The organism is Cutibacterium sp. LaCa_89, from assembly GCF_058177555.1.
Genome location: NZ_CP190889.1, coordinates 1,259,082 through 1,281,370 on the forward strand (window position 1 = coordinate 1,259,082; position 22,289 = coordinate 1,281,370).

Annotated in this window: 20 protein-coding genes, 2 pseudogenes and 1 riboswitch; of the genes and pseudogenes, 15 read left to right on the forward strand and 7 right to left on the reverse strand. The window is 62.5% G+C overall.

The features are described 5' to 3' along the window. Window positions 1–2: 2 nt before the first annotated feature. The 4 genes from ACP8LP_RS05840 to ACP8LP_RS05855 all read left to right on the forward strand — a co-directional run bounded on the left by ACP8LP_RS05840 (window position 3) and on the right by ACP8LP_RS05855 (window position 3,493). A complete protein-coding gene (locus ACP8LP_RS05840) occupies window positions 3–947 on the forward strand; it encodes a F0F1 ATP synthase subunit gamma (protein WP_484483335.1) in 945 nt (314 codons plus the stop codon). An 11-nt stretch (window positions 948–958) separates the two neighbouring features. Next, on the forward strand, window positions 959–2,413 hold the full coding sequence (atpD, locus tag ACP8LP_RS05845) for a F0F1 ATP synthase subunit beta (protein ID WP_484483336.1): 1,455 nt from the start codon (window positions 959–961) through the stop codon (window positions 2,411–2,413). Window positions 2,414–2,418: 5 nt separating this feature from the next. Further along, window positions 2,419–2,850, forward strand: a complete 432-nt coding sequence (locus ACP8LP_RS05850; RefSeq protein ID WP_065672809.1) for a F0F1 ATP synthase subunit epsilon — start codon at window positions 2,419–2,421, stop codon at window positions 2,848–2,850. A gap of 130 nt (window positions 2,851–2,980) precedes the next feature. Further along, window positions 2,981–3,493 carry a DUF2550 domain-containing protein gene (locus ACP8LP_RS05855; protein WP_065672808.1) on the forward strand — a complete coding sequence of 171 codons (513 nt, stop codon included), beginning with the start codon at window positions 2,981–2,983 and terminating at the stop codon, window positions 3,491–3,493. On the opposite strand, the gene ACP8LP_RS05860 is transcribed toward ACP8LP_RS05855, so the two are convergent. The 3 genes from ACP8LP_RS05860 to ACP8LP_RS05870 all read right to left on the reverse strand — a co-directional run bounded on the left by ACP8LP_RS05860 (window position 3,494) and on the right by ACP8LP_RS05870 (window position 6,381). Beyond that, window positions 3,494–4,144: a cob(I)yrinic acid a,c-diamide adenosyltransferase gene (locus tag ACP8LP_RS05860; protein ID WP_117189129.1), complete on the reverse strand. Its 651-nt coding sequence runs from the start codon at window positions 4,142–4,144 to the stop codon at window positions 3,494–3,496. A 186-nt stretch (window positions 4,145–4,330) separates the two neighbouring features. Next, complete coding sequence (locus tag ACP8LP_RS05865; protein ID WP_462575209.1) at window positions 4,331–5,167, reverse strand: uracil-DNA glycosylase; 837 nt, start codon at window positions 5,165–5,167, stop codon at window positions 4,331–4,333. A gap of 2 nt (window positions 5,168–5,169) precedes the next feature. Beyond that, window positions 5,170–6,381, reverse strand: coding sequence for a low temperature requirement protein A (locus ACP8LP_RS05870; protein ID WP_462575210.1), 1,212 nt, complete (start codon window positions 6,379–6,381; stop codon window positions 5,170–5,172). Window positions 6,382–6,644: 263 nt separating this feature from the next. Here ACP8LP_RS05870 and ACP8LP_RS05875 point away from each other — a divergent pair, with 263 nt between their 5' ends. The 5 genes from ACP8LP_RS05875 to ACP8LP_RS05895 all read left to right on the forward strand — a co-directional run bounded on the left by ACP8LP_RS05875 (window position 6,645) and on the right by ACP8LP_RS05895 (window position 11,195). Further along, on the forward strand, window positions 6,645–6,968 hold the full coding sequence (locus ACP8LP_RS05875) for a MarR family winged helix-turn-helix transcriptional regulator (protein ID WP_279187171.1): 324 nt from the start codon (window positions 6,645–6,647) through the stop codon (window positions 6,966–6,968). Next, window positions 6,965–8,164: an MFS transporter gene (locus ACP8LP_RS05880; protein WP_279187163.1), complete on the forward strand. Its 1,200-nt coding sequence runs from the start codon at window positions 6,965–6,967 to the stop codon at window positions 8,162–8,164. Before ACP8LP_RS05875 ends, ACP8LP_RS05880 begins: the two co-directional genes overlap by 4 nt. A 221-nt stretch (window positions 8,165–8,385) precedes the next feature. After that, the gene (arfB, locus tag ACP8LP_RS05885) at window positions 8,386–8,808 is read left to right on the forward strand and encodes an alternative ribosome rescue aminoacyl-tRNA hydrolase ArfB (protein WP_279187164.1); all 423 of its coding nucleotides are present in this window, start codon (window positions 8,386–8,388) and stop codon (window positions 8,806–8,808) included. Window positions 8,809–9,166: 358 nt separating this feature from the next. Further along, window positions 9,167–9,859, forward strand: coding sequence for a type I restriction-modification system subunit M N-terminal domain-containing protein (locus tag ACP8LP_RS05890; protein ID WP_484483337.1), 693 nt, complete (start codon window positions 9,167–9,169; stop codon window positions 9,857–9,859). Between the two features lie 82 nt (window positions 9,860–9,941). Further along, the gene (locus tag ACP8LP_RS05895; RefSeq protein WP_462575212.1) at window positions 9,942–11,195 is read left to right on the forward strand and encodes an AlbA family DNA-binding domain-containing protein; all 1,254 of its coding nucleotides are present in this window, start codon (window positions 9,942–9,944) and stop codon (window positions 11,193–11,195) included. Between the two features lie 177 nt (window positions 11,196–11,372). On the opposite strand, the pseudogene ACP8LP_RS05900 reads toward ACP8LP_RS05895, so the two are convergent. Further along, window positions 11,373–12,365: pseudogene (locus tag ACP8LP_RS05900) on the reverse strand (IS481 family transposase). A gap of 121 nt (window positions 12,366–12,486) precedes the next feature. Further along, window positions 12,487–13,449: pseudogene (locus ACP8LP_RS05905) on the reverse strand (FecCD family ABC transporter permease); the annotation flags it as partial. Between the two features lie 161 nt (window positions 13,450–13,610). Then, a riboswitch (cobalamin riboswitch) is annotated at window positions 13,611–13,732 on the reverse strand. Window positions 13,733–14,206: 474 nt separating this feature from the next. On the opposite strand from ACP8LP_RS05905, the gene ACP8LP_RS05910 reads away from it, so the two are divergent. From ACP8LP_RS05910 to ACP8LP_RS05920, 3 genes are read left to right on the forward strand one after another with little or no spacing between them, the layout of a single operon-like run. Continuing rightward, on the forward strand, window positions 14,207–15,535 hold the full coding sequence (locus ACP8LP_RS05910; RefSeq protein ID WP_016667698.1) for a hypothetical protein: 1,329 nt from the start codon (window positions 14,207–14,209) through the stop codon (window positions 15,533–15,535). 57 nt (window positions 15,536–15,592) lie between these two features. Beyond that, complete coding sequence (locus tag ACP8LP_RS05915) at window positions 15,593–16,159, forward strand: hypothetical protein (protein WP_016667697.1); 567 nt, start codon at window positions 15,593–15,595, stop codon at window positions 16,157–16,159. Between the two features lie 6 nt (window positions 16,160–16,165). Further along, window positions 16,166–16,795, forward strand: a complete 630-nt coding sequence (locus ACP8LP_RS05920) for a hypothetical protein (RefSeq protein WP_004811240.1) — start codon at window positions 16,166–16,168, stop codon at window positions 16,793–16,795. Window positions 16,796–16,978: 183 nt separating this feature from the next. Here ACP8LP_RS05920 and lpdA read toward each other — a convergent pair whose 3' ends face one another. Beyond that, window positions 16,979–18,382, reverse strand: a complete 1,404-nt coding sequence (lpdA, locus tag ACP8LP_RS05925) for a dihydrolipoyl dehydrogenase (protein WP_016667696.1) — start codon at window positions 18,380–18,382, stop codon at window positions 16,979–16,981. 151 nt (window positions 18,383–18,533) lie between these two features. Here lpdA and ACP8LP_RS05930 point away from each other — a divergent pair, with 151 nt between their 5' ends. Then, window positions 18,534–20,060 carry a helix-turn-helix domain-containing protein gene (locus tag ACP8LP_RS05930; RefSeq protein ID WP_016667695.1) on the forward strand — a complete coding sequence of 509 codons (1,527 nt, stop codon included), beginning with the start codon at window positions 18,534–18,536 and terminating at the stop codon, window positions 20,058–20,060. On the opposite strand, the gene pdxY is transcribed toward ACP8LP_RS05930, so the two are convergent. Continuing rightward, a complete protein-coding gene (pdxY, locus tag ACP8LP_RS05935; protein WP_016667694.1) occupies window positions 19,997–20,872 on the reverse strand; it encodes a pyridoxal kinase in 876 nt (291 codons plus the stop codon). The two genes, ACP8LP_RS05930 and pdxY, sit on opposite strands and share 64 nt — an antisense overlap. A 66-nt stretch (window positions 20,873–20,938) precedes the next feature. On the opposite strand from pdxY, the gene ACP8LP_RS05940 reads away from it, so the two are divergent. Continuing rightward, complete coding sequence (locus ACP8LP_RS05940) at window positions 20,939–21,733, forward strand: glycerophosphodiester phosphodiesterase family protein (protein ID WP_187117036.1); 795 nt, start codon at window positions 20,939–20,941, stop codon at window positions 21,731–21,733. A gap of 161 nt (window positions 21,734–21,894) precedes the next feature. After that, window positions 21,895–22,227, forward strand: coding sequence for an RNA polymerase-binding protein RbpA (locus ACP8LP_RS05945; RefSeq protein WP_004811252.1), 333 nt, complete (start codon window positions 21,895–21,897; stop codon window positions 22,225–22,227). Window positions 22,228–22,289 lie beyond the last annotated feature (62 nt).

The following is a 22,289-nucleotide window of genomic DNA, read 5'->3' on the forward strand; positions in this document are numbered from 1 at the left end:
CCGTGGCCTCAAACCTGCGGGAACTGCGGGAAAGGCGGAACTCCGTCGCGACGACGAAGAAGATCACCCGCGCGATGGAGCTCATCGCCTCCTCTCGGATCGTCAAGGCACAGAACATCGTCAGGGCGGCGAGTCCCTACTCCTTGGAGTTGACGCGAGCCCTGTCGGCGGTTGCCTCCCACACCCACGAGGAGCACCCCCTCACCTCCGTCAATCCGGCCCCGAAGCGTTCGGCTGTGCTGTTGGTCACCTCTGATCGCGGTCTCGCCGGAGCGTATTCCTCGAACGCGATCAAGTCGGCCGAGCAGCTGCACGCCGCTCTCAGGCCGGAGCAGGAGGTCGTCACCTACCTGTGTGGTCGCAAGGGAGTGCAGTACTTCGAGTTCCGTGGTCGCAAGGCCGAGCACGTGTGGAGTGGTTTCTCCGATTCGCCGACCTATAGACAGGCCCGCGATATCGCGGACACGTTGATCGAGGAGTTCCTCCGTCCGACCGAGGAAGGTGGGGTTGACGAGATCCACGTCGTGTACACCCACTTCGACTCGATGCTGACGCAGAAACCAAAGGTCGTGAGACTGTTGCCGCTGGCCGTCGTCGATCCGAAGGCGACGCCGGAGGGAGAACTCGAGGCTGGTGATCCTGGAGTCGGCACATCCGATGAGGAGATCTTCCACGAGTACAACTTCGAACCGGATCCGGTCAGCGTGCTGGATCAGTTGCTGCCCTTATACGTCGCGAACCGTATCCATTACGCCTTGCTGCAATCGGCTGCCTCGGAGTTGGCAAGCCGGCAACGCGCCATGAAGGCAGCCACCGACAATGCCGAGCAGTTGATCCAGTCGCTGAGTCGGCAGGCCAACCAGGCCCGTCAGGCTGCCATTACCCAGGAAATCACCGAGATCGTGGGTGGCGCCGCTGCCCTTGCAGAGTCCACCCCACAGGAGTGAGAGAGAACATCATGACTGCGACAGCTATTACCCCCGAGACGAAGGACGAGGCTGCCGGCATTGGCCGCGTCGTCCGTGTCATCGGCCCCGTCGTCGACGTCGAGTTTCCGGCTGGACAGATGCCGGAGGTCCTCAATGCCCTTCACGTCGACACCGAGGTGATGGGTGAGACCCATACCATCACCCTCGAGGTGGCCCTGCACATCGGCGAGAACGTCGTGCGTGCCATCTCTCTCAAGCCGACTGACGGTCTGCGCCGTGGCACCGAGGTCCGTGACACCGGCGCCCCGATCACTGTGCCGGTGGGCGATGTCACCAAGGGCCACGTGTGGAACGTGACCGGTGACGTCCTCAACGTCGATCCGTCGACCATCGAGGTCTCCGAGCGCTGGCCGATCCATCGCGATCCGCCTGGATTCGATGACCTGGAGCCCGAGACCGAGATGCTGCAGACCGGCATCAAGGTTCTCGACCTGCTCACCCCGTACGTCAAGGGCGGCAAGATCGGCCTCTTCGGCGGGGCCGGCGTTGGCAAGACGGTTCTGATTCAGGAGATGATTTACCGTATTGCTCACAACTTCGGTGGTACCTCGGTGTTCGCCGGTGTCGGTGAGCGTACCCGTGAGGGCAACGACCTCATCAACGAGATGGACGAGGCCGGGGTCCTCAAGGACACCGCCCTTGTCTTCGGCCAGATGGACGAGCCCCCGGGCACCCGTCTTCGCATCGCCCTGACCGGCCTGACGATGGCTGAGTACTTCCGCGATGTCCAGAACCAGGACGTGCTGTTGTTCATCGATAACATCTTCCGGTTCTCGCAGGCTGGTTCCGAGGTCTCGACCCTGCTCGGTCGTATGCCTTCAGCCGTGGGCTACCAGCCGAACCTGGCTGACGAGATGGGCCAGCTGCAGGAGCGAATCACGTCGACCCGTGGTCACTCCATCACCTCGATGCAGGCTGTCTACGTCCCTGCCGATGACTACACCGACCCGGCCCCGGCGACGACCTTCGCCCATCTGGATGCCACCACTGAGCTCTCCCGTGAGATTGCTTCTCGCGGTCTGTACCCGGCTGTGGATCCGCTGACGTCGACCTCTCGTATCCTCGACCCGCTGTACGTGGGGCAGGAGCACTACGACACTGCCACCCAGGTGAAGCAGATTCTGCAGCGCAACAAGGAGCTTCAGGACATCATCGCCATCCTTGGTGTCGATGAGCTGAGCGAGGAGGACAAGGTCACCGTCGCTCGTGCCCGCCGCATCCAGCAGTTCCTGTCCCAGAACACCTACACGGGGGAGAAGTTCACCGGTGTCCCGGGCTCGACCGTCTCCATGGCCGACACCATCGAGGGATTCCAGATGATCTGCCGTGGCGACGTGGACCACGTTCCGGAACAGGCCTTCTTCAACGTTGGCAACATGGACATGGTGATGGAGAACTGGGACAAGATGAAGAAGGAGGGCTGAGTCCCATGGACCACCCGCCGCTTCAAGTCAAGGTCGTCTGCGCTGACGGCGAGGTCTGGAAGGGGGAGTCGGTCAACATCATCGTTCGGACCACCGAGGGTGATATTGGTCTCCTTCCCGGACACGAGGCCTTCCTCGCGGCCCTCGCGCCCTGCGCAGCCCAGATCATCACTCCTGACGGTGCCCGCGAGGTCATCGCCTGTGACGGCGGCTTCGTGGCCCTGGACAATGACGGCCACGTGTCGATCATTACCCAGTACGCCACGAAGTCGGAGGAGATCTCGGTCGATCAGGCTCACCGCGACCTCGACGAACTGAGGAAGAAGATCAACGCGGACGAGCGAACCGAGGAGGACTCCTTGGTCGTCCAGGATCTAACCCACCGCCTTCACCTGGCGCAGGCTCAGCTTGCTGCTGCCCGCGTCGCCAGGAAGTAGAACGTCTGACAAGGGTGGGAAAGGGGTCGCCGCGAACCACTCGCGGCGACCCCTTTTCTTCTCCTCGCTGACGAGGGACCTTAGGGTTACCTTTGTGGACTGTCAATGATCTGACGACTAGCGTTGGAACATGCACGCTTCCATCGCTTTCATCGGTATGACACCGATGTTGTCGACGCTAGCGATGGATGCTGTCATCATCGGCCTCATCGTGTGTTGTGCCGTCATCTACATGATTTGGCTCCTCGTCAGGCACCGCGTTCTCATGCGTAGACGCGGTGCTTTTTTGTGCGGTTTGCGAGTCATGGGTGGGCCCAAGCCCGGCGGATGGATGATTGGCACTGCCCGCTACGCCGACGGCACCTTCGAGTGGTATCGAGCGATTGATCCCCGTCCCGTTCCCGCCATTGTCCTGAGGCGGGGCGGACTCGTCATGGTCGAGCACCGCCCGCCGAACGTGAATGACTCCTTGGCACTTGCCTCCGATGCCTACGAGATCGTCACCCTTCAGACAGGGCGCAAGGGCAAGTCCTCGGTGTGCCAGATCGTCGTTGATCCTGGCGTGGTGACCGGCCTCATGTCGTGGCTCGAGGCGGCTCCCCCCGGTGGCGTCGAATATGCCGCCGCAGGTCACCTCATCTGATCATTCCTTCGTGGCTCCCGGGTTGCGTTCTCCACCTGGAACCCACAACACCTCGTCGGAAGAATCTTCGCCAGCCTTGTTTGCTGCTCGCGACAGGATGAAGAGCAGGTCGGACAAGCGATTGAGGTACGTGATCGCCAGTTCGTTGACACCGCCCGGAGTCGTCTCGGGGTCATCCGAAATCTCATTTCCGTATGTCTCAGCAGCTCGCCATGCCGCTCGCTCAGCGGTACGAATGGCAGTTCGGCACACGTGCAGCTGCGCACCGACAGGGTTTCCGCCCGGGAGGATGAACGACTTCAAGGTCGGGAGATCGTCGCCGAACTCGTCACACCAACGCTCAAGCCGATCGACGCTTTCCTGGACGGTGCGAAGCGGTTCCCACTTCGGGTTTGCGACAAGCGGGTTGGCCAGATCAGCGCCGACGTCAAACAGTTCGTTCTGGATGATGCCGAGCGCTTCTCGCACCTCATCGGTGAGCACGTGGATCGTGGAGTCCAGGGCAATGGCCAGACCGATGTTGGCGTTGGCCTGGTCGACGAGACCATACGCTTCCACGCGCAGATCTGACTTGGCTGCCACTGAGTTGTCGACCAGACGGGTCGAGCCGTGGTCGCCAGTACGGGTGTAAATCTTGGAGAGAATGACCATGATCCCAGCCTACGGGCATTCGCAATGCAGGGAAGGCGATCATGGTGCGCGAGCGTTCACATCGCCAAGCTGTCCTTACGGGGATGGATCGGGATCTTTTCCTCGGTGTTGACCTGGCCGCTGAACTGGCGATGGTGCGGCAGGGAGCAGCGTCATACCAAGAGGTTGGCTGGTGCGCCAGGGGCATCATTCGACAGCCAGACCTCGAAGTGTGTGGACGACTTTGTCAAGCATCTGACGCGTGAGGCGTCCGGTGTTCGTGTTCTGCCGACTGACGTGGTAACACCCGATGACGTGGACTGTGGTGCCGTCCGTCCTCGTGATTTCGGCTCTAGCCCCGTGGCCGAAGCGGGGAGCGGGGCGGGGGACATACCACCCAAGCCGGCGGGCAGCTCCCAGAGTTGACGTCCAGGCAATCTGACCAAGGCACATCACCGCGCGCAGGGTGGTCAGCGCAGAGAGTTCGTTATCGAACCAGATCGCACAAGTGCGTTTCTCGTCGGGACTCGGCCAATTGTCGGGTGGAGCGCAGTGCACCGGGGCAATGATGCGACAGTCATCGAGGCTCAGACCATCAGCGGCGTCGACGCTTTCCGCCTGAGACGCAATACCGGCGTCATGCAAGGCACGGTAGAGCCAGTCGCCGGACTGGTCTCCGGTGAACATGCGACCAGTTCGGTTGGCTCCATTCGCAGCGGGTGCCAAGCCGATGACTGCCATTCGGGCCATCGGATCCCCGAACGAGGGTACCGGTCGTCCCCAATAAGGTTCGTTGCGCCATTGAGCGCGCTTGCTGATCGCCTTGTCCTCCCGCCACTCGACGAGGCGAGGGCATGCCCGGCACACTGAAATCGCGGCGTCAAGGTCAGTGAGTTCATTGCATCGGCCGGCGATCTTCGCAACGTCATCAGCGTTGTTGGCGACTGGTGTCCGTGGCGTTGCCAGGTCTCCTGGCCAGCCGGTTCCAGGAATGACGGGGGATTCGAACAGGTCCCCAGTGTGCGGATGGGGGAGAGCAGTCATGGTCACTTCTCAATAATTCGGTCATGCTCAGTCGGGTCTCGGTCGAAGTGTTTCATGTGGTGACGTCGACTCATGACAGCGGTGATGACAAGGATGGTCGCAACCAAGGCATTGGTCACGATGGCAGGAATGAAGCTTGCCGCCGCGACGATGACGAGGGCGAGGATTGCCACGAGGCGACGCCATGGCGTGTGTCCAGTGACCTTGTGAATGTGCCATGCCTGTGCCGCGAGATACAGGATGGCACCCCCACAGGCCAGGGCTGTCAGCGTGAGGCTGCCATGATGGGCCGGTTCGCCAACGATGATCTCATCAGACACCGCGAGCGGGATGAGGCCTAGCGCAAGGACCATCTGCACGGTGACGGATCGTGCCCCGGACTCGGCCGGATCATCGTGCTCAGCCGGGTCGGTTTCCAGAATGACCTCGACGTCCCAGATGTAGAGCCACCACAAGGCGAAGGAGGTGACGATGGATGTGGTGGCGGCAAGGAGGTTGAGTAGATGGAACCCTGCTTCGTGAAGGCCGGTGACGATGCTGACGATCTGCTCGCCCAGAGCCAGGATGAGGAACAGCCGGATGCGTTCAAGCATGTGTGCGGTGTCGAACTGCCACTCGGTGGTGTCGACGTCGTTCCTGCGTCCCAGCGGATGACGCAGCAGCGCTCCTGCCACCTCGACGATGACCGCAGCAAACCAAACCCACAGTCGGGCGTGCGGCTCAACGAAAATGCCGATGATCCAACCGATGGCCGACAGGCAATGCCACACCATGACCCCGCGGGAATGGAGTTTCATCTCTTCGCGACCGTGGATGAACCACGTCATGGCGACCTGACCGAGCTGGGCGATGAGATATGGTGCGACGAAGGCGAGACACTCGACGCCGTCCTCAAACGCCACCGGGATGCCGGCAGCCATGAAGATTCCGAAGAAGAGCACCCACAGGATGGGCCGCCGCAACGACTTGTTCTCGGTGATGGTTCCGGTTGCCGAGAACGAGGTGTTGGCCCACAACAAGTAGAGCGGTACCCACAGCACGATGGTCTCGAGCCCGCCCCGCCACGTCACATGATCGTGAAGGGTGGTTGCGAGCTGACCAATGGCAGCGACGAAGACCAGGTCGAAGAGGAGCTCGATCGCGGTGACGGCTGTGGTCCGCTCTTCCATGCTCGCGGAATCGGAGGCATCGTCCTGCATCGTGGTGTCGTTCATGGGTCCTCATCAGTTAGGTGTCGCGTCACATTCTACGGGAACCGGGCGTTACGCCGATCACACGATGAAGTATTCCGGAAACCGGAGTAATGTGAGGTCACGTGACTTCCGGACGCACCTTGCCCGAGCCCTTTAACCCGCTCGAGGCCGAATTCGCAGCCGACCTGGTTCTCACGTGCGGACGAGTACAGCGCCTGGCCAAGCGACGTGCTGGCATTCCGCCGTCCTCAGTGACGTGGCGGGTCCTGCACACCCTCGAAGTGATGGGGAGCATCAGCACTGGAACCCTCAGCCGCGTGGAGGGAACCAGGCCAACCACCACGACGGACATCGTCGAGAGGCTTGAGCGTGACGGCCTGGTGACGCGACGGCGTGACCCCGACGACGCCCGCAGCAGATTGATCGAGATCAGTGATGAGGGTCGTGATTACTGTCGCCGTTGCGAATTGTCAGTGGGGGAGTCGGTCGTGCCTGCCCTCAAGGAATTGACTGACGAAGAGCGTTCCGTACTGATTCAGGCGCTTCCGGCTTTGCGAAGGGCAGTCCAGGTGCTGTCTGACGACGACGAGAGGACGACGAAGAAGTGACGAGCAAAGAACCCATCAGACCGGCTGTGTGGGCCGTCACCATTGCGGTGGCCTTCTCCTACATGGGGGTGGGCGTCGTTGACCCCATCCTCCCGGAGATTTCGTCGGCCCTCCACGCCAGCCCGGGGCAGACCGAGCTGCTGTTCAGTACCTACCTCTTCGTGTCTGCCGCGTTGATGTTCTTCGCCTCATGGGTGGCCACCCGCATTGGCCGCAAGAAGACCCTTCTCGTCGGACTCATCATCATCGTGACCTTTGCGACGGCCTGCGCGTTGTCCGGTCACGTCAACCTCATCATCGGATTCCGCGGCGGCTGGGGGGTGGGGAACGCTCTCTTCGTCTCGACCGCCTTGGCGACGGTTCTTGGCGCCTCTGCCGATGCCCGCCGCGCCATCATGCTGTACGAGGGGGCTCTTGGGGCCGGAATGGCCTTGGGTCCACTCGTCGGTGGCGCTCTGGGTTCGATTTCATGGCGGGGCCCCTTCCTCGGCACCGCTGTTCTCATGGCGATCGGTCTTGTCGCCATCGCGTTTTTCGTCCCGCCGACCCCGATCGACAAGTCCCAGCGACGATCTGCCGCCGAGCCGTTCAAGGCTCTCGTCGATCCGCGGATCTCGATTCTCATGCTGGCTGCCCTGGTCTATAACTACGGTTACTTCACCTTGCTTGCCTACGCGCCGTTCCCGCTGGCCGAGGCGTCCGTTCGAGCTGGTGGTCAGTTCACCCCGCTCGATCTGGGACTGGTCTTCTTTGGCTGGGGCCTCATGGTCTCGTTGGGGTCGGTGTGGCTCGGACCGCGTTCCTGCGAGCACCTCGGTATTCATCGCACAGTTGCCGTCACCCTGATCCTGTTCACCATTGACGAGGTCCTACTAGCGACCTGGATCTCGCCGATTCCTCAGGTGATCGGGGTCGTCATTGGCGGTCTGTTTATCGGCATCGTCAACACTGCCATGACTGAGATCGTGATGTCCGCGAGCAACATCCAGCGCGAGGTCGCGTCGTCGGCCTACTCCGGCGTTCGCTTCCTCGGCGGCGCGTGCGCTCCCACCCTTGCCGGTGCACTGAGCTCCCTGTGGGGAGTCGGTGGCCCGTACTACGTCGGAGCCGTCACGCTCGCGCTGACAATCGTCCTGCTGTGGATCGATCGTCAGCGCCGCAGGCGGATGACGGCACACAGTGTCGCATTGGAGTGACGTCCCGTGAAGTGTTGATGGTCCGCACCGGATTAGAAGTTCTCACCCATCAAGGCGCAGGAGAAGGTATACGCCGTGCCGGTCATCGGAACCGTCGACGCGAATTCTGCGTAGCACACAGGCTCCTGTGAAGGTGGTGCTCGGGGTCGTGGATATCCTTGATGGGCTGTTCGAAGGAGTATCCGGGCCGAGTAAATGACGAAGCGAGGGGAGCGACGACCATGATAGAAGAGATGGAGATCATTCCTGGTTTCGTCGTTCCCGAGGCACAGCTGCAGGAGCGGTTCTCCCACAGCTCCGGGCCTGGCGGCCAGGGCGTGAACACCAGCGACTCACGGGTCGAACTGCAGTTCGACGTGGCTCGCTCTGACGCCGTGCCAGAACACTTGCGACCGGTGTTGCTGACAACCCTGTCGAATCGCCTGGTCAATGGAGTCTTGACGGTTGCCGTTCAGGATGAGCGGGCTCAGTTGGCCAACCGCCGTCTTGCTCGTGCCAGGATGGCCGACGTGCTCCAGAAGGCATGCGTCCAACCGCGACGACGCCGTGCCACTAAACGAACCAGGGGATCGCAGCGTCGTCGCCTTGAGGCGAAGAAACGACGCGGGGAGATCAAAAGGAACCGACAGCGCCCGAGCTGGTAGTCAGGAATCCACGAATCCGGTACGGAAGACATTCGTGGTCCGCGCGTCACCGATATGGGATAGCGCACCTGCGGGGCGCGCTCGACGATGAATGACCATTCGACACGCGAATTGGTGGCAAGGTTGCGAGTCCACGGATGGCAGCGAACGCGCGACAACTGCATTGAACCGGGAGGGGAGGGATTTCAGCCGAGTGGAAGTATCGCCTCTTCATGAAGTGACATAATGTCTCTTATCGGACAACCATGGTGAGGTGGAGGGCACGGTGGTGAGATGGCTCGGTTGGACGATTCACCGCGCGTGAATCGGGTGTCTCGACGTTATGATGCCATTGCTCCACTCGCGACGAAGGGATCACATGGCTCCGCAGGGTTTTCAGGACAAGGTGGCGTTCGTCTGGAGGGTGGCAGACAAGCTGCGCGGTACCTTCAAGCAACACGAGTACGGCTCGGTGATGCTGCCGCTGCTGGTGTTGCGCCGTATGGACGCGGTGCTGGAGCCCACCAAGGATGAGGTCCTGGAGTATGCCGACGGTCTGGTGGAGATTGGCCCTGGTCAGGACAGAATACTCAAGCGCATCTGCGGCCAGCGGTTCTACAACGCGTCGCGGTACACGTTCGCCCGGCTGCTCAGCGACGACAAGAACCTGGCTGACAACCTTGCCAAGTACATCGCGTCCCTCTCCCCTGACGCGGCGACAGTGATCGAGGCGTACCAGTTCGACGGGAAGATCACCCGGATGGACCACGCCGGGATCCTGTACGGCGTCATGGCCGACTTCGCGGACCTGGACCTGCGTCCCAGCGAGGTCAGCAACGAGACCATGGGTTACATCTTCGAAGAACTGCTGCGGAAGTTCTCCGAGATGAGCAACGAGACCGCCGGTGGGCACTACACCCCGCGTGAGGTGATTCGTCTGGTCGCCGATCTTCTCATCGGGGGTCAGACCGCCCGCGACCTGACCGAGAACCAGATACCGGTGCGTACCATCTACGAAGCTTTCATGCCACGCTGGATACAAACGCGCGCGAACTACGATTTAGCCGCTTGATTGGTTCACGTGGGAACTCAGTTGTCCAACAAGTCCGTGGCGGCTGCGGCTAGAGGCGATTGCTTCCCTGATTAGGAGGATCATGTTCACACCAATTCATCAGGCATTGGGGATTGAGCCCGGCGACCTCTCACTGAGCTTGATCGAGCAAGCCGTAGAACACGGGGTATGTGAGACGGGCATGCTCGACTGGAAGGCCAACATCTACGATCGTCGTAAGCCGCAATGGGATGACGAGGCAGCGAAAGACATTGCGGCCATGGCCAACAGTGGTGGGGGCTGGATCGTGTTCGGAGTCGCTGAGGACAACAAAACAAGTGGTGCCATAGATATATCTCCAATTCAGTGGAATGCGGACATCCAGCAGCGCATTCTTCGAGTGGCATACGCGCGTATCGGGCCGCCGGTGTTGGGTTTGGAGTTCTTCCCGCTTCCAGCCGCCGGAGGTAGTGTCGTGATGATGCGGGTTCCGGATTCTCCTGATGCTCCACATTTCGCACGAAAAGGTGACGTTGCCTTCGTTGCTCCTCGGCGCAATGGACCCCACACTGTATTCATGAGCGACCGTGAGATTGAGCGCGGATTTCGTGAGAGATTCCAGCAAGCAGCCAATCGTAAGCAGCATCTTCAGTCGCTTTTTGATCACGCTAGTAAAGGGCTCAATCCCGAAGACGGCGTTGTTCTGGTCGCGGCTGCGTCCCCGGCAGAACCATCAGGTTCGCTGGAGCCGCCGAGCGAGGAAGACGTCTATAGGCTAATTCGCGAAGCGTCATTCCCTGAACTCGTCTACAGCGCCAACAGACTTGTGCGCTGGGACTTAGGGCAAGTCCGTAAAGGGCTGCGACATTGGGTAATGCGTAGCCATCGCGATGACCGATACGCATTTCGGAAGTATCTGCACGATGATGCAACCGTGCTCGCGTGTTACCGCCTCGGAGCCCTGACAGATCGAGAAGAAGCCCGTCACTACTACCCGGTGGGTCTACCGAATCATTGCATGGCTTCGGACATTGAATCTGCTCTGATCGACTTCATCGCACTGCTGCGTGCTCACGCTGCGAGCCGTCAATCGAATGCCGGGTTCCAGGTGCGGGTAGGTTTGGTCGGAAATCCTAGCGAGCCGATCTATATTCGCACGACGGAATCAAACACGAACTTCTTGCTGCCAGAGGAGTACGCGGAGCCGATCCACCGCTTCCGGCTGGTGTCGACGGAACTTGATCCACTGGCACCCATCGAGACTGTGATGCCAGTCGCCAATGATCTTGCCCGAGACTTGATAAATCAAGGTGGAGTCAAGTTCTTGAAGGTTATGGCTGAGCCGGGCGACGATTAGTCGTACTTGTTTAGGTCTTGGCGATGCTTATCTGACTACCGTCGCGGAATTGGAAGGTGACGGTGTCGTCGGTGTTGACGGTGCCTTTGTCGAGTAGGGTCACGCAAAGATAAGGGCTGAATACCTGCCGGGCTACGTTAAGGTTGGCGGTTTCTTGTTGGTAGTAGCGGTAGGCCGCTAGGTGTAATCGCCGGACAGGTTAGGTACGCGGTCGGCGGGTGATTTGCCTTTGAGCGCGGTGTGCCCGCGGTGGTGATTGTAGTGGTGCAGCCAGCCGGGGAGTTCGGCCAGGCGGTCGGTCTCGCTGGCGTAGGGCCGTGCGTAGGCCCACTCGGCGACCAGGGTCCTGTTGAACCGCTCGACCCTGCCGTTGGTCTTGGGCGTGTAGGGCCGGGTGTACTTGTGCGTGATGTGGGTGTCTTTGAGTGCCTTGTTGAAGACTTTGGACCGGCAGCAGGAGCCGTTGTCGGTCAGGACCCGCTTGACGGTGATGGCCTGGCTGGCGAACCAGGCCTGGGCCCTGGTCCAGAACCCGGCGGCGGTGTCCTTGCGCTCATCGCTGAGGACCTCGACGTAGGCCAGGCAGGAGTGGTCGTCGACGGCGTTGTAGATGTAGTGATACCCACCCCCGCTGGCGGATCAGCCACGGTTGCGTACTCCTTGGGCGCATCCGACCATGCGGTGGCCGCCGCCGTCGGGGATCCGGCCCAGCTTCTTGATGTCGACGTGGACCAGCCAACCGGGGGTGTCGTGTTCGTAGCGGACGGGTGTGGGCTAGGCGCGTAGCCGGGCGCCGGTGGCCTTGTCGATCCAGGTCAGGGGTGGGCATCCGTAGCGTTGCAGGATCTTGCCGACGGTCGAGACGCTGAGGTGCTGGTGGCGTAGGTGGTAGGCGATGCGTGCTGGGCCCCACTGGTGGGTGATGCGCTATCCCACCACCCGTCGTTGCGTGCGACGGCAGACCCGTCGGGGCTGGTGGTGGGGTCGGCTGGAGTGATCACGCATTCCGGCCGGCCCGTGGGCGCGGTAGCGCTGTGCCCAGCGTCGGGCCGTGGTGACGCTGACGTTGAAGCGTTCGGCGGCCCGACGCAGGGGCCAGCCATCCTCGACGATGCAGCAGGCCAGGCGCAAACGTCCGGTTTCGGACAACGGGGCATTACGGTGGGTCATGAGGGCCTCTTGGGAGTCGTGCTTTGTGTGGTAGCAACACACTCCACCCACAGGCCCTCGCCCGTGCCCAGCCACAGCTGTCTCTGACCAGCCCGATGTACCTAACCTGTGTGGTGGTTACACCTAGCAGACCTGTGACGATGCTCAACGGAGTCTCCTGAGGTCGGCTCGCCACCCGGGAGAGGACGTCGACCCACACGAGGAAGAGCGCACCGAACAAAGCGCTGACCGGCAGGACGACGTGATGGCGCGGTCCCACGCGGAACCTAGTGAGGTGGGGAATGACGAGGCCCACGAATCCGATGCCGCCGGAGACCGCGACGATCGCGCTCACGAAAATGGCCTGGACGATGAAGAGGGCGACGCTCAGGCCGGTGACCGGGACCCCGAGCGAGGAGGCGAGTTCCGGGCCTGCTGCCAGCGCGTCGAGCCACCTCGATCCAATCATGAGCAACAGCAGGGTGACGAGGACCACCACCGCCGTCGGCACGAGGGTCTGCCAGGAGGCACCCGCCACGCTGCCCAACAGCCAGAAGAGGACGGACTGGGCCGATTTCGGGTCGTTGCTGTGGAAGACCAGGAAGCTCGACATCGCGCTGAAGGCCGAGGACATGACGACACCGGTGAGGACGAGCCGCAAGGGGCTCAGACCTCCCTGGGCCATGGCGATGCCGAACACGGCCGCGGTCGCGACGAGGGCACCTCGAAGGGCACCCAGGTACAGCGAGTACACGCCGAAGGCCGCCAGCGTTCCCGTGGTGATGACGGCTGTCGCCCCGACGCTGGCCCCTGCCGAGACCCCGAGCATGTACGGATCGGCCAACGGGTTGCGTACCAAGGTCTGCATGACGGCACCACCGACGGACAGTCCGGCCCCGGCAACGACGGCCAGCACCGTTCGTGGAAGTCGCAACCCCCACACGATCTGGTCCGCGGTGGCCTCGACGCTGCCTCCGCGCACGTGTACATCCAGGACGTGCCACGCCTGTTCGACGGGCAGCCGGATCGTGCCGAAGGCCAGCGAGAGCACGACACTCAGAGCAAGAGCAACCGCCAGGACCAGCAGTACGGGCCCGGCGGGCAACCGGCGATCCTGGTGGGCCCGCGATGACGTCGATCCGTCCGACGATTGCCGTTGCCCGCGCGAAGCGCAGGGATGGGTGTCTCGATGGCGGACGTGTGGCAAAGGAACTCCTGGCGGTTGGCGCCCATCTCGCGAGGCGTACGGCGGCTGCATTCGCCGGGAGGTTTTCGGACTCGGGGTCGCGCGGCTCGTCCCCCTTCCCAGGTGTCTCCACCCAGTGGGCTCGCGGCGAGCCATCACCCACACCGCTGCGCGTCAATCCTGGATTCGCACCAGGTTCCCTGGCCGGCGAAACGCACCGTACCACGCAGGTGGTGAATCGTCCCATTCATCCATGAACCCGCCCCGAGAATCCAAATTTCCATCCCGAGCGACATGTCCAAGAAGTGGCGGATGTCTCACTCGTACACTGTCCACAGGCGAGGTCATGCAGTGATGGCGGCCCCGGAAGGCGACGTGCGGATTCGGTATATATTTACGAGATGATATAAATGCTGTCGACGGGTCCAGTGGTCTTGTTATTGCCTGGGGGTCATTGCACCGGTTCGGTGTCCGATCACATGCTCGTCATCACGGGTTCATGTCCTGTTCGCAACCGCGTCATTACTGGATATTCCCGATCGCCGCCCTTCATGAATTGAACCTCCGCGTCGCTAGCATTGGATCGCAGATCCTCCCGGGATGGTTGCCCATGCTCCTTGACAGGGGCGTGCATCGACTTCCACAGGGGCTCTGTGAAGCACGTCAATTCCTATGGATGCGAATCCGTGAGGAGTATGAAAAAGCCATGCCCTTGAAGAGACGTCCAGGGCGCAGAGTTCTCGCGGCGACTGCCTCGGCAGTCCTCGCAGTGTCTGCCATGATGCAGCTGCCGGCGGCTCACGCCGTCATTCCACCCAAGCCGCAGGGCTATCCGATCGCGCACCTCTATGAGTCGTGCACGGATGCCTCCGCCCACGCCCAGGGATACCCCGAGTGGCATTACGGTGAGACGGGACGACGCTACCTCAGCGACGGCACGATCCAGTTCACCAACCGCACCGATCAGGTCGTGCCGTACACCGGCACGATCGAAACTGAGAGCAACCACGACATTTCGGCGACCTCGGCGGCGAAGCTCCCCTCTGGATGGAACACCACCGCCAAGTCTGACATCGGCCTCAAGATGTCCAATGGCTGGGTCGAGGGTGAGACCGTCGGTCCCGTCAAGCTCAAGCCAGGTGAGTCGATCCGCGTCGAATACGGCGTCCTCGAGAAGGACTTCGTCTCGATGTTCGTCACTTGCCGCGACGGCGTCCTGCAGAACTCCAACGGTGCTAACGTCATTCGTGGCACCGGTCCGGCCGGGCGATACGCCTTCGTCTACCTCATCCACGCCGACGGCTCCATCTCGGATCTGGCGATGCAGATCCCGTCGCGCCACGCGGGTGCCAACAGCAAGCCGATGGGATCGGACGCGTACACCGCCATGTCGGGCCCCAGCCTGGAGTCCGTGGCGAAGCCGACCGACCACGTCGTCGAGCCCGCCGTCGCTCCGCAGAAGGATCCGTCCTGGCCGGCGAAGGGTCAGACCTGCCGTGCCCGCGACATCGCGTGGTACCCCTACGACATCTCGTCGATCCAGCCCACCTACCGCAAGCCCGGCTACTCGACGGACTTCCTCAACTGGTCGAAGGCCCCCTACGACTACCACCCGGTGACCGACTTCGTCGTGGGCGCCCAGTACAACGGGTACGCCAACTGGATGGGTCGCTACGGCCGCCCGCCGGCAGGATGGCTTGGCTCGGTTGACAGCACCTACCGTGCCTATATGCCCGTCGGAACCGCCCTCGGTGCGGTACATCTGCAGCCCGGTGAGCGTGTGCGCGTCACCTATGGCACGACGATGACCCGCGTGAACTATCGCGAGATCCACTGCGGCAGGGACGGAAAGTACAGCTTGGTGTCGAACTACGGCACCGCCTCGGCGCCGAGCGGTTTCTGGGCCGAGGCCACCGTCACCTCCCGGGACGGCAGCGTTCGCAAGATCGACGTCACTCCCGACAAGTACCGCCAGCTCCCCCTGCCGACTCAGTCAGACCGCTGACCTAGGCGTCCCCGACACCACGACCACCGTCAATCCCGACCACGAAGGAGAACACTCATGATCACCCGACTTCTTGCCGTTCCCGCAGCCCTCGTCGCCTCGGCCGCTTTCACGGTCGTTCCGGCCCAGGCTGCTACCCCAGCCCAGGCCGCCAACCCCACGACGATCGGCGCCTCCTGCGCCAGCATCGGTGAGACCGGCCAGACCATCACCCGGACCCGTAGCTACTTCGACGGCTCGGCCGGCACGTGGACCATCTCGAACTACAACGACGAGCCGCTGCCCATCACCCGGACCATCACCGAGACCAAGACGAAGACCTGGAACGTCTCGGCCGGGGTCGACTTCCCGATCCTCGACCTCATCCACGTCACCTTCTCGACGAGCTACACCGACAGCCAGTCCTACGAGGTCGGCGACACCGTCGGCCCGTACAACCTGGCTCCGGGCAAGACCGCGGTCCTGCGTGCCGGATGGGTCGTCTCGGACTTCCGTGGCCAGCACACCGTCTGCGGCTCCGATCACACCTGGAAGGCCAACGGTGGCGAGTTCACCGCGAGCCTTCCGAAGGAGCGTCACATCGCCATCAGCACCCGCGACAACGACCCCTCCCTCGAGGCCTGATCGCCCATGGGATTCCTGACACACCAGGTGCGTCGCGGGGTCACACTCGCGGCGGCGGCTGCCCTGTCAGTGGCCCCGTTCGCCGTCTCCGACGCCCATGCGGCCGAGTCGGCCTCCGCCAGTGACCCCACCCAGTTCGAGCTGCCGCAACGGTGGAACTCCGACTACGAGCCGGGAACCGAGTGCTCGACCCCCGGTGAGAACGGCACCTACCTGACGGCCAAGAAGCGTTGGTTCAAGCAGACCGACGCCTCCAGCGTCGCGAACAACACTGCCAATGCCGTGCCCGTTTCGACGAAGGTGAAACAGTCGCGCACCCAGACCCTCCAGGTCAGCGCAAAGGTTGCCGGTCAGGGTGACCTGGCCAAGATCATGACGCAGACCTTCGGGTTCACCTACGTCAACGAGGTCCACTGGTCGCTCAAGCAGGTCGTCGGGCCCTACACCCTGCCCGCCGGCAAGGAAGGACGTCTGGCCTGGGGATTCATCATCCTCGACGCCGACGCCCAGAACGTCCACTGTGCGCCGAACCTCAGCTGGCAGGCCACAGGTCGCCCGTACCACGTCTCGGCCCCCGAGAGCCGGTACGCCGAACTCCAGATCGACAACCCGGAGTACGAGGACCTCTCGTACTGACACCGGACACCAGAGATCGAGGGGCCGCGGATGACCGCGGCCCCTCGATCCGTCTTCGTCGTGGGTCTCATGCCCGGCATTCGCGTCTTCGAACTCGCTCTGTTGCAACACCGGGGCTTGCGGCCCAGACGCCGAGGCGGGGCCCCGTCATCAGGACCCCGCCTCAAGCCATACATGAGAACGTCAGATGTTGATCATCTCTCCGCCAATACCCTCGACAGCATCCTTGAGAGCCTCCGACAGGGATGGGTGCGGGAAGATGTTGCGGGCCACCTCGTCAGTGGTGATGTCCCACATCTGTGCCACGGTGAGCGCCGGGATGAGCTCGGATACGTCGTGTCCGATGATGGTGGCTCCCAGCAGCTCGTTGTGACGGGCGTCGGCGACGACCTTGACGAAGCCGGACCCGTCACCCATGCCCCAGGCCTTGCCGTTGGCCGAGAACGGGAACCGTGACACCTTGACGTCGTAGCCCTGTTCCTTGGCCTGGGCCTCGGAGTAGCCGAAGGTGGCGACCTGCGGCTGACAGTAGGTGACCCGAGGGATCATGGCGTAGTTGATGGGCATGGTCTGCGCCCCGGCGATGGTCTCGGCGGCGACGACGCCCTGGGCCTCGGCGGTGTGGGCCAGCATGAGCTTGGCCGTGCAGTCACCGATGGCGTAGATGCCCGGGACGCTGGTGCGCATGAAGTCGTCGATCTCGATGGCGCCGCGTTCGGTGAGCTTGACGCCGGTGGTCTCCAGGCCGTACCCCTCGACCCGCGGGGCGAAGCCGACAGCCTGCAGGACCCGGTCAGCCTCGAGCACGGTGGACTCGCCGCCCTTGGCCGGACTCACCGTCACCTTGACCTTGTCTCCCGAGTCGTCGATCGACTCGACCTTGGTGCCGGCCATGACCTTGACACCGAGCTTCTTGTAGGCCCTGGTGAGTTCCTTGGAGACCTCGGGATCCTCATTGGGGACCATCCGGTCGAGGTACTCGACGATCGTGACCTGGGCGCCGTAGTTGGCCAGGACGTAGGCGAACTCGGTGCCGATGGCGCCGGAACCAGCGATGATGATCGATCCGGGGACCTCGTCGGAGAGGATCTGCTCCTTGTAGGTGACGACGCGGGCCGACAGCTGGGTTCCCGGCAAGGTCTTGACGGTGGACCCAGCGGCGATGATGCAGTTGTCGAAGGTGATCTCGTCGGACACCTGACCCTGCCCGTCCTTGACGACGACGGACTTGGGCCCGGTGAACTCACCCCACCCGGAGAACTCGGTGATCTTGTTCTTCTTCATGAGGTAGTGGACACCCTTGACCATCCGGTCGGACACCTCACGCGACCGGCTGTAGGCCTTGCCGAAGTCGACGGAGATGTCGCCGCCGATGCCGAAGGCGCCAGCCTCCTTGGTGACGATGTGCGCAAGTTCCGCGTTGCGCAAAAGCGACTTGGTGGGGATGCAGCCAACGTTGAGGCAGACACCACCCCAATATTCCTTCTCAATGATGGCGGTCTTCTTGCCGAGCTGAGCGGCACGAATGGCGGCAACGTAGCCGCCAGGGCCAGCTCCGAGGACAACAACGTCAAAATGTGAGCTCATGGGTAACACTCTAGTGGGAAGGTCGGCCTGTGACGAAGATCTCACTGAGGAGATTTCTGTCGGGTTGCGACTGGCCCCTTCTGCCCCGCGGTTCAACCTCAGATCTGATATATCCTTGTCGGAAGACTTCATCTCGTCGAAAGGATCTGCTGTGGACAACATCACCCCAGCTGCCGTCGGTCGCCTCATCCGCGACGCACGCAAGCAGCGCGGCATGACGCAGAACCAACTGGCGGAGCTCCTCAAGACCTCCCAGAGCGCCATCCACCGGGTCGAGTCAGGCACACAGAACCTCTCGCTGGAGTACATCAACCGCATCGCCGAGGCCCTTGAGTCCCCCATCATCACCCAGCCGGGTGGCGGCACGATGAACTACCGCATCGAAGGCGGCCACCAGCTCGAGGGCTCCATCGAGGTGCGTTCCTCCAAGAACGCTGCCGTTGCCCTGCTGTGTGGCTGCCTCATCAACCGTGGCCGCACTGTGTTGCGCGGAGTCGCTCACATCGAGGAGGTCAATCGCATCCTTGAGGTGCTGACGTCCATCGGCGTCACCTACGAGTGGTCCGAGGACGAGCGCGACCTCACCCTCATTCGTCCTGCTGAGCTCAATCTTGACGACATGGACATCGAGGCCGCCCGTCGCACCCGAAGCGTCATCATGTTCCTCGGCCCACTGATGCGCTTCTATGACTCCTTCAAGCTCCCTTACGCCGGCGGCTGCAACTTGGGCGCCCGTACCGTCGAGCCTCACCTCCAGGTCCTGCGCGCCTTCGGTCTTGACGTCGTCGCGACCGAGGGTTTCTACCAGTGCCACATGACGGATCGCACGGTCAAGGAGCGTCACATCGTCCTGACCGAGCGCGGCGACACCGTCACCGAGAACGCTCTGCTCGCCGCAGCCCAGACTCCGGGCGTGACGGTATTGCGCAATGCCAGCCCGAACTACATGGTTCAGGACCTGTGCGTCTTCCTGTGCCAGCTCGGCGTCGAGATCGAGGGCATCGGGACGACGACCCTGCGCATTCGTGGCGTCGAGAACATAGATGTCGACGTCGAGTACGCGCCGTCCGAGGACCCGATCGAGGCCATGAGCCTTCTCACGGCAGCCGTCGTCACCAAGTCTGAGCTGACGATCACCCGCTGCCCCATCGAGTTCCTCGAAATCGAGTTGGCGATTCTCTCCGAGATGGGTCTGGACTTCGACCTCTCCCCCGAGTACGTCTCCCACAACGGATTCACCCGTCTGGTCGACGTCACCGTCCGCCCGAGCAAGCTACGCGCGGTCGCGGACAAGATCCACCCGATGCCCTTCCCGGGCCTCAACATCGACAACCTGCCGTTCTTCGCCGTCATCGCCGCGGAGGCCAAGGGCCAGACCCTCATCCACGACTGGTGCTACGAGAACCGGGCCATCCATCTGCTCGAGTTGGGCAAACTTGGAGCCGACGTCCAGCTCCTCGATCCGCACCGACTCATCGTGCGGGGACCGACGCGCTGGCGCGGCCGTGAACTCATCTGCCCACCGGCCCTGCGCCCGGCCGTCTGCCTGTTGTTGGCTGCCCTGGCCGCCTCCGGCGAGACGACCCTGCGCGACGTCTACATGATCAACCGCGGTTACGAGGACCTACCCACCCGACTCGGGGCGCTGGGAGCCAAGATCTCCGTCTTCCACGGCTGAGCCGAGGCGTCCTCGGGCGACCAGTCCAATTCGTCACCGGGATGGTTCCAAGTGCGCTCGAGGACCGCATGGACGACGCCTGCAGCCTTGCCGAGTGCAGTCTCCGGGGACTCCCCTGCGACGAGCTGGGCCGTCAGGACTGCCGTCGTCAGGTCGCCAGCGCCGTTGAAGTGACGGTCGATGAGGGGGCCATGGGTCACAACGGTCCTCTTCCCCGTCACCGCAACCATGGCCAGCCCGTCACCGTTCTCGTCCTGATGCGGTACCGAGGTGACGACGACGAGTTTCGGGCCATCAAGGCCACGAGCTGCGTCCACGATCTCGTCAATCGTGCGCGGCACGGTGTCGGTCAGAATGCCGAGCTCGGCCACATTCGGCACAAGGACGTCGGCACTTTGGACAGCCTCTTTCATGAAAGCCACGGTGTCGTCGGGAACGTAAATCCTCACCTGATCGCCAACCATGTCTCCCATGACGGGGTCACAGACCCACATGGCATCGGGATGGTGCTCCCGGCACTTCTCCACGGTCCGCAAGACGGTGGGACCGGTGAGAGCCGTGAGGTAACCCGACAATACAGCGTCAACATGCTTGAGTTCGCCGTTGGAATTGAGGGCGTCAACCATGCCGTTGATCTGCTGAGCATCGATCGGGATACCGGCGACGCTGGAGCGGCCATTGTGGTTGGACAGCAGAGCCGTGGGCATCCCCCATGCTCGGACCCCCATGACGCGCATCACCGGAACCGCGATGCTGTTTCCGACGGTTCCCTGGACGACATGGGACTGCAATGACAAGACGGTGGGCCTCACGCATGGACACTGTAGTTGCCATGGCGATCACGGATCCGAACCATCTCAAGGGCAGAATGGATGGCTGTGCGAGCCACTGACTATCCGTATTGCCAACGTCCGTTCACCGTTCTTGCCCATCGGGGCGGAGCCGGAATGACTGCCAACAAGGGGATCGAGAACACCCTGGCAGCTTTTAGACATGCGGTGGATCTGGGATGCACCCACCTCGAGACTGATGTTCACGCCACCAGTGACGGTGTCCTCATGGCCTTTCATGACCCCATTCTCGACCGGGTCACCGAGTCCAGCGGTGTCATCGCAAAGATGCCGTGGCACGAGGTCAGGCAAGCCAGCGTCGGCGGAGAGCCCATCCCCACCCTCGATGACGTCCTTGACGCCTTTCCGGAATCCTTCATCAATATCGACATCAAGCACGACGCCGCCACCATGCCCCTCATCGAGGTCCTTTCCCGTCACCGGGCCTGGAATCGGGTCTGCGTCGGATCGTTCAGCAGCAAACGCATCCGAACGTTCCGCCGGTTGGCGCGCGAGCGCACGGCCACCGCGGTGGGACCGGTCGGAGTTGGGTGGGCCGTCGTCGGACCGAACAGCCTCCAGATGGCCGAATCCCGAGGCGACGCGTACCAGGTCCCCCATCGTGTGAGCCGGTACGGTGTTCCCCTGGTGACGCCGACCTTCGTTGCCGCTGCCCATCGCCTTGGTCGAGCGGTTCACGTCTGGACGATCAACGAGGTGTCAGAGGCTCGAGAACTCATGGACATGGGAGTCGACGGGATCGTCACGGATCGCCCCGACCTCATGTGCGACTTCGCGCGCATTCACCAGCCCAAGGACGCCCCGACACTCATTCCACGGTGAGTCGCGGCGAGCTGGATGCCCAACTGGTCACAGCTTGTTCCACGACGCGAACGCTCGTCCCGAAATTCGGTTCTGCTCCCGGATTTTGTGGCTTGTGGGATGCTGGATCCATGGACGACGGCCCAACCAGGGCCTGACGCCGACGACCAGGAGGGAGCATCATGGCCGACCGTGCACTGCGAGGCATGGGTTTGGGATCCAAGAGCTTCGAGGACGAAGAAGGCGTTGAGATGGCCGAACGCCAAGAGATTGGCTTCGACTGTCAGAACGGTCACCACTTCGACCTCACCTTCTCCACCGAGGCAGATCTGCCGAGCTTGTGGGAGTGCCCGCGCTGTGGCGCTGAGGCGCTGCGGAGCGACGGCACCGATCCTCAGCGGAAGAAGCAGAAGCCGCAGCGCACCCACTGGGACATGCTTACTGAGCGTCGCTCAATCCCTGAACTCGAGGAATTGCTTGCCGAAAGGCTGGAGGAGATCCGTAAGGGGGACTGATCCTCGGTCAGAGTCCTGGGGCGACACCGAGTCAGCGTGTCGTGGCCCCGAAGACCATGAGA

Coding starts and splice junctions, on each gene's coding strand:
- ACP8LP_RS05920 (WP_004811240.1), top strand. CDS start 16,166: ATGGGATTCCTGACACACCAGGTGCGTCGCGGGGTCACACTCGCGGCG.
- ACP8LP_RS05860 (WP_117189129.1), bottom strand. CDS start 4,144: ATGGTCATTCTCTCCAAGATTTACACCCGTACTGGCGACCACGGCTCG.
- ACP8LP_RS05915 (WP_016667697.1), top strand. CDS start 15,593: ATGATCACCCGACTTCTTGCCGTTCCCGCAGCCCTCGTCGCCTCGGCC.
- ACP8LP_RS05850 (WP_065672809.1), top strand. CDS start 2,419: ATGGACCACCCGCCGCTTCAAGTCAAGGTCGTCTGCGCTGACGGCGAG.
- ACP8LP_RS05910 (WP_016667698.1), top strand. CDS start 14,207: ATGCGAATCCGTGAGGAGTATGAAAAAGCCATGCCCTTGAAGAGACGT.
- ACP8LP_RS05945 (WP_004811252.1), top strand. CDS start 21,895: ATGGCCGACCGTGCACTGCGAGGCATGGGTTTGGGATCCAAGAGCTTC.
- ACP8LP_RS05895 (WP_462575212.1), top strand. CDS start 9,942: ATGTTCACACCAATTCATCAGGCATTGGGGATTGAGCCCGGCGACCTC.
- arfB (WP_279187164.1), top strand. CDS start 8,386: ATGATAGAAGAGATGGAGATCATTCCTGGTTTCGTCGTTCCCGAGGCA.
- ACP8LP_RS05875 (WP_279187171.1), top strand. CDS start 6,645: ATGGGGAGCATCAGCACTGGAACCCTCAGCCGCGTGGAGGGAACCAGG.
- ACP8LP_RS05870 (WP_462575210.1), bottom strand. CDS start 6,381: ATGAACGACACCACGATGCAGGACGATGCCTCCGATTCCGCGAGCATG.
- ACP8LP_RS05865 (WP_462575209.1), bottom strand. CDS start 5,167: ATGACTGCTCTCCCCCATCCGCACACTGGGGACCTGTTCGAATCCCCC.
- atpD (WP_484483336.1), top strand. CDS start 959: ATGACTGCGACAGCTATTACCCCCGAGACGAAGGACGAGGCTGCCGGC.
- ACP8LP_RS05890 (WP_484483337.1), top strand. CDS start 9,167: ATGGCTCCGCAGGGTTTTCAGGACAAGGTGGCGTTCGTCTGGAGGGTG.
- ACP8LP_RS05855 (WP_065672808.1), top strand. CDS start 2,981: ATGCACGCTTCCATCGCTTTCATCGGTATGACACCGATGTTGTCGACG.
- lpdA (WP_016667696.1), bottom strand. CDS start 18,382: ATGAGCTCACATTTTGACGTTGTTGTCCTCGGAGCTGGCCCTGGCGGC.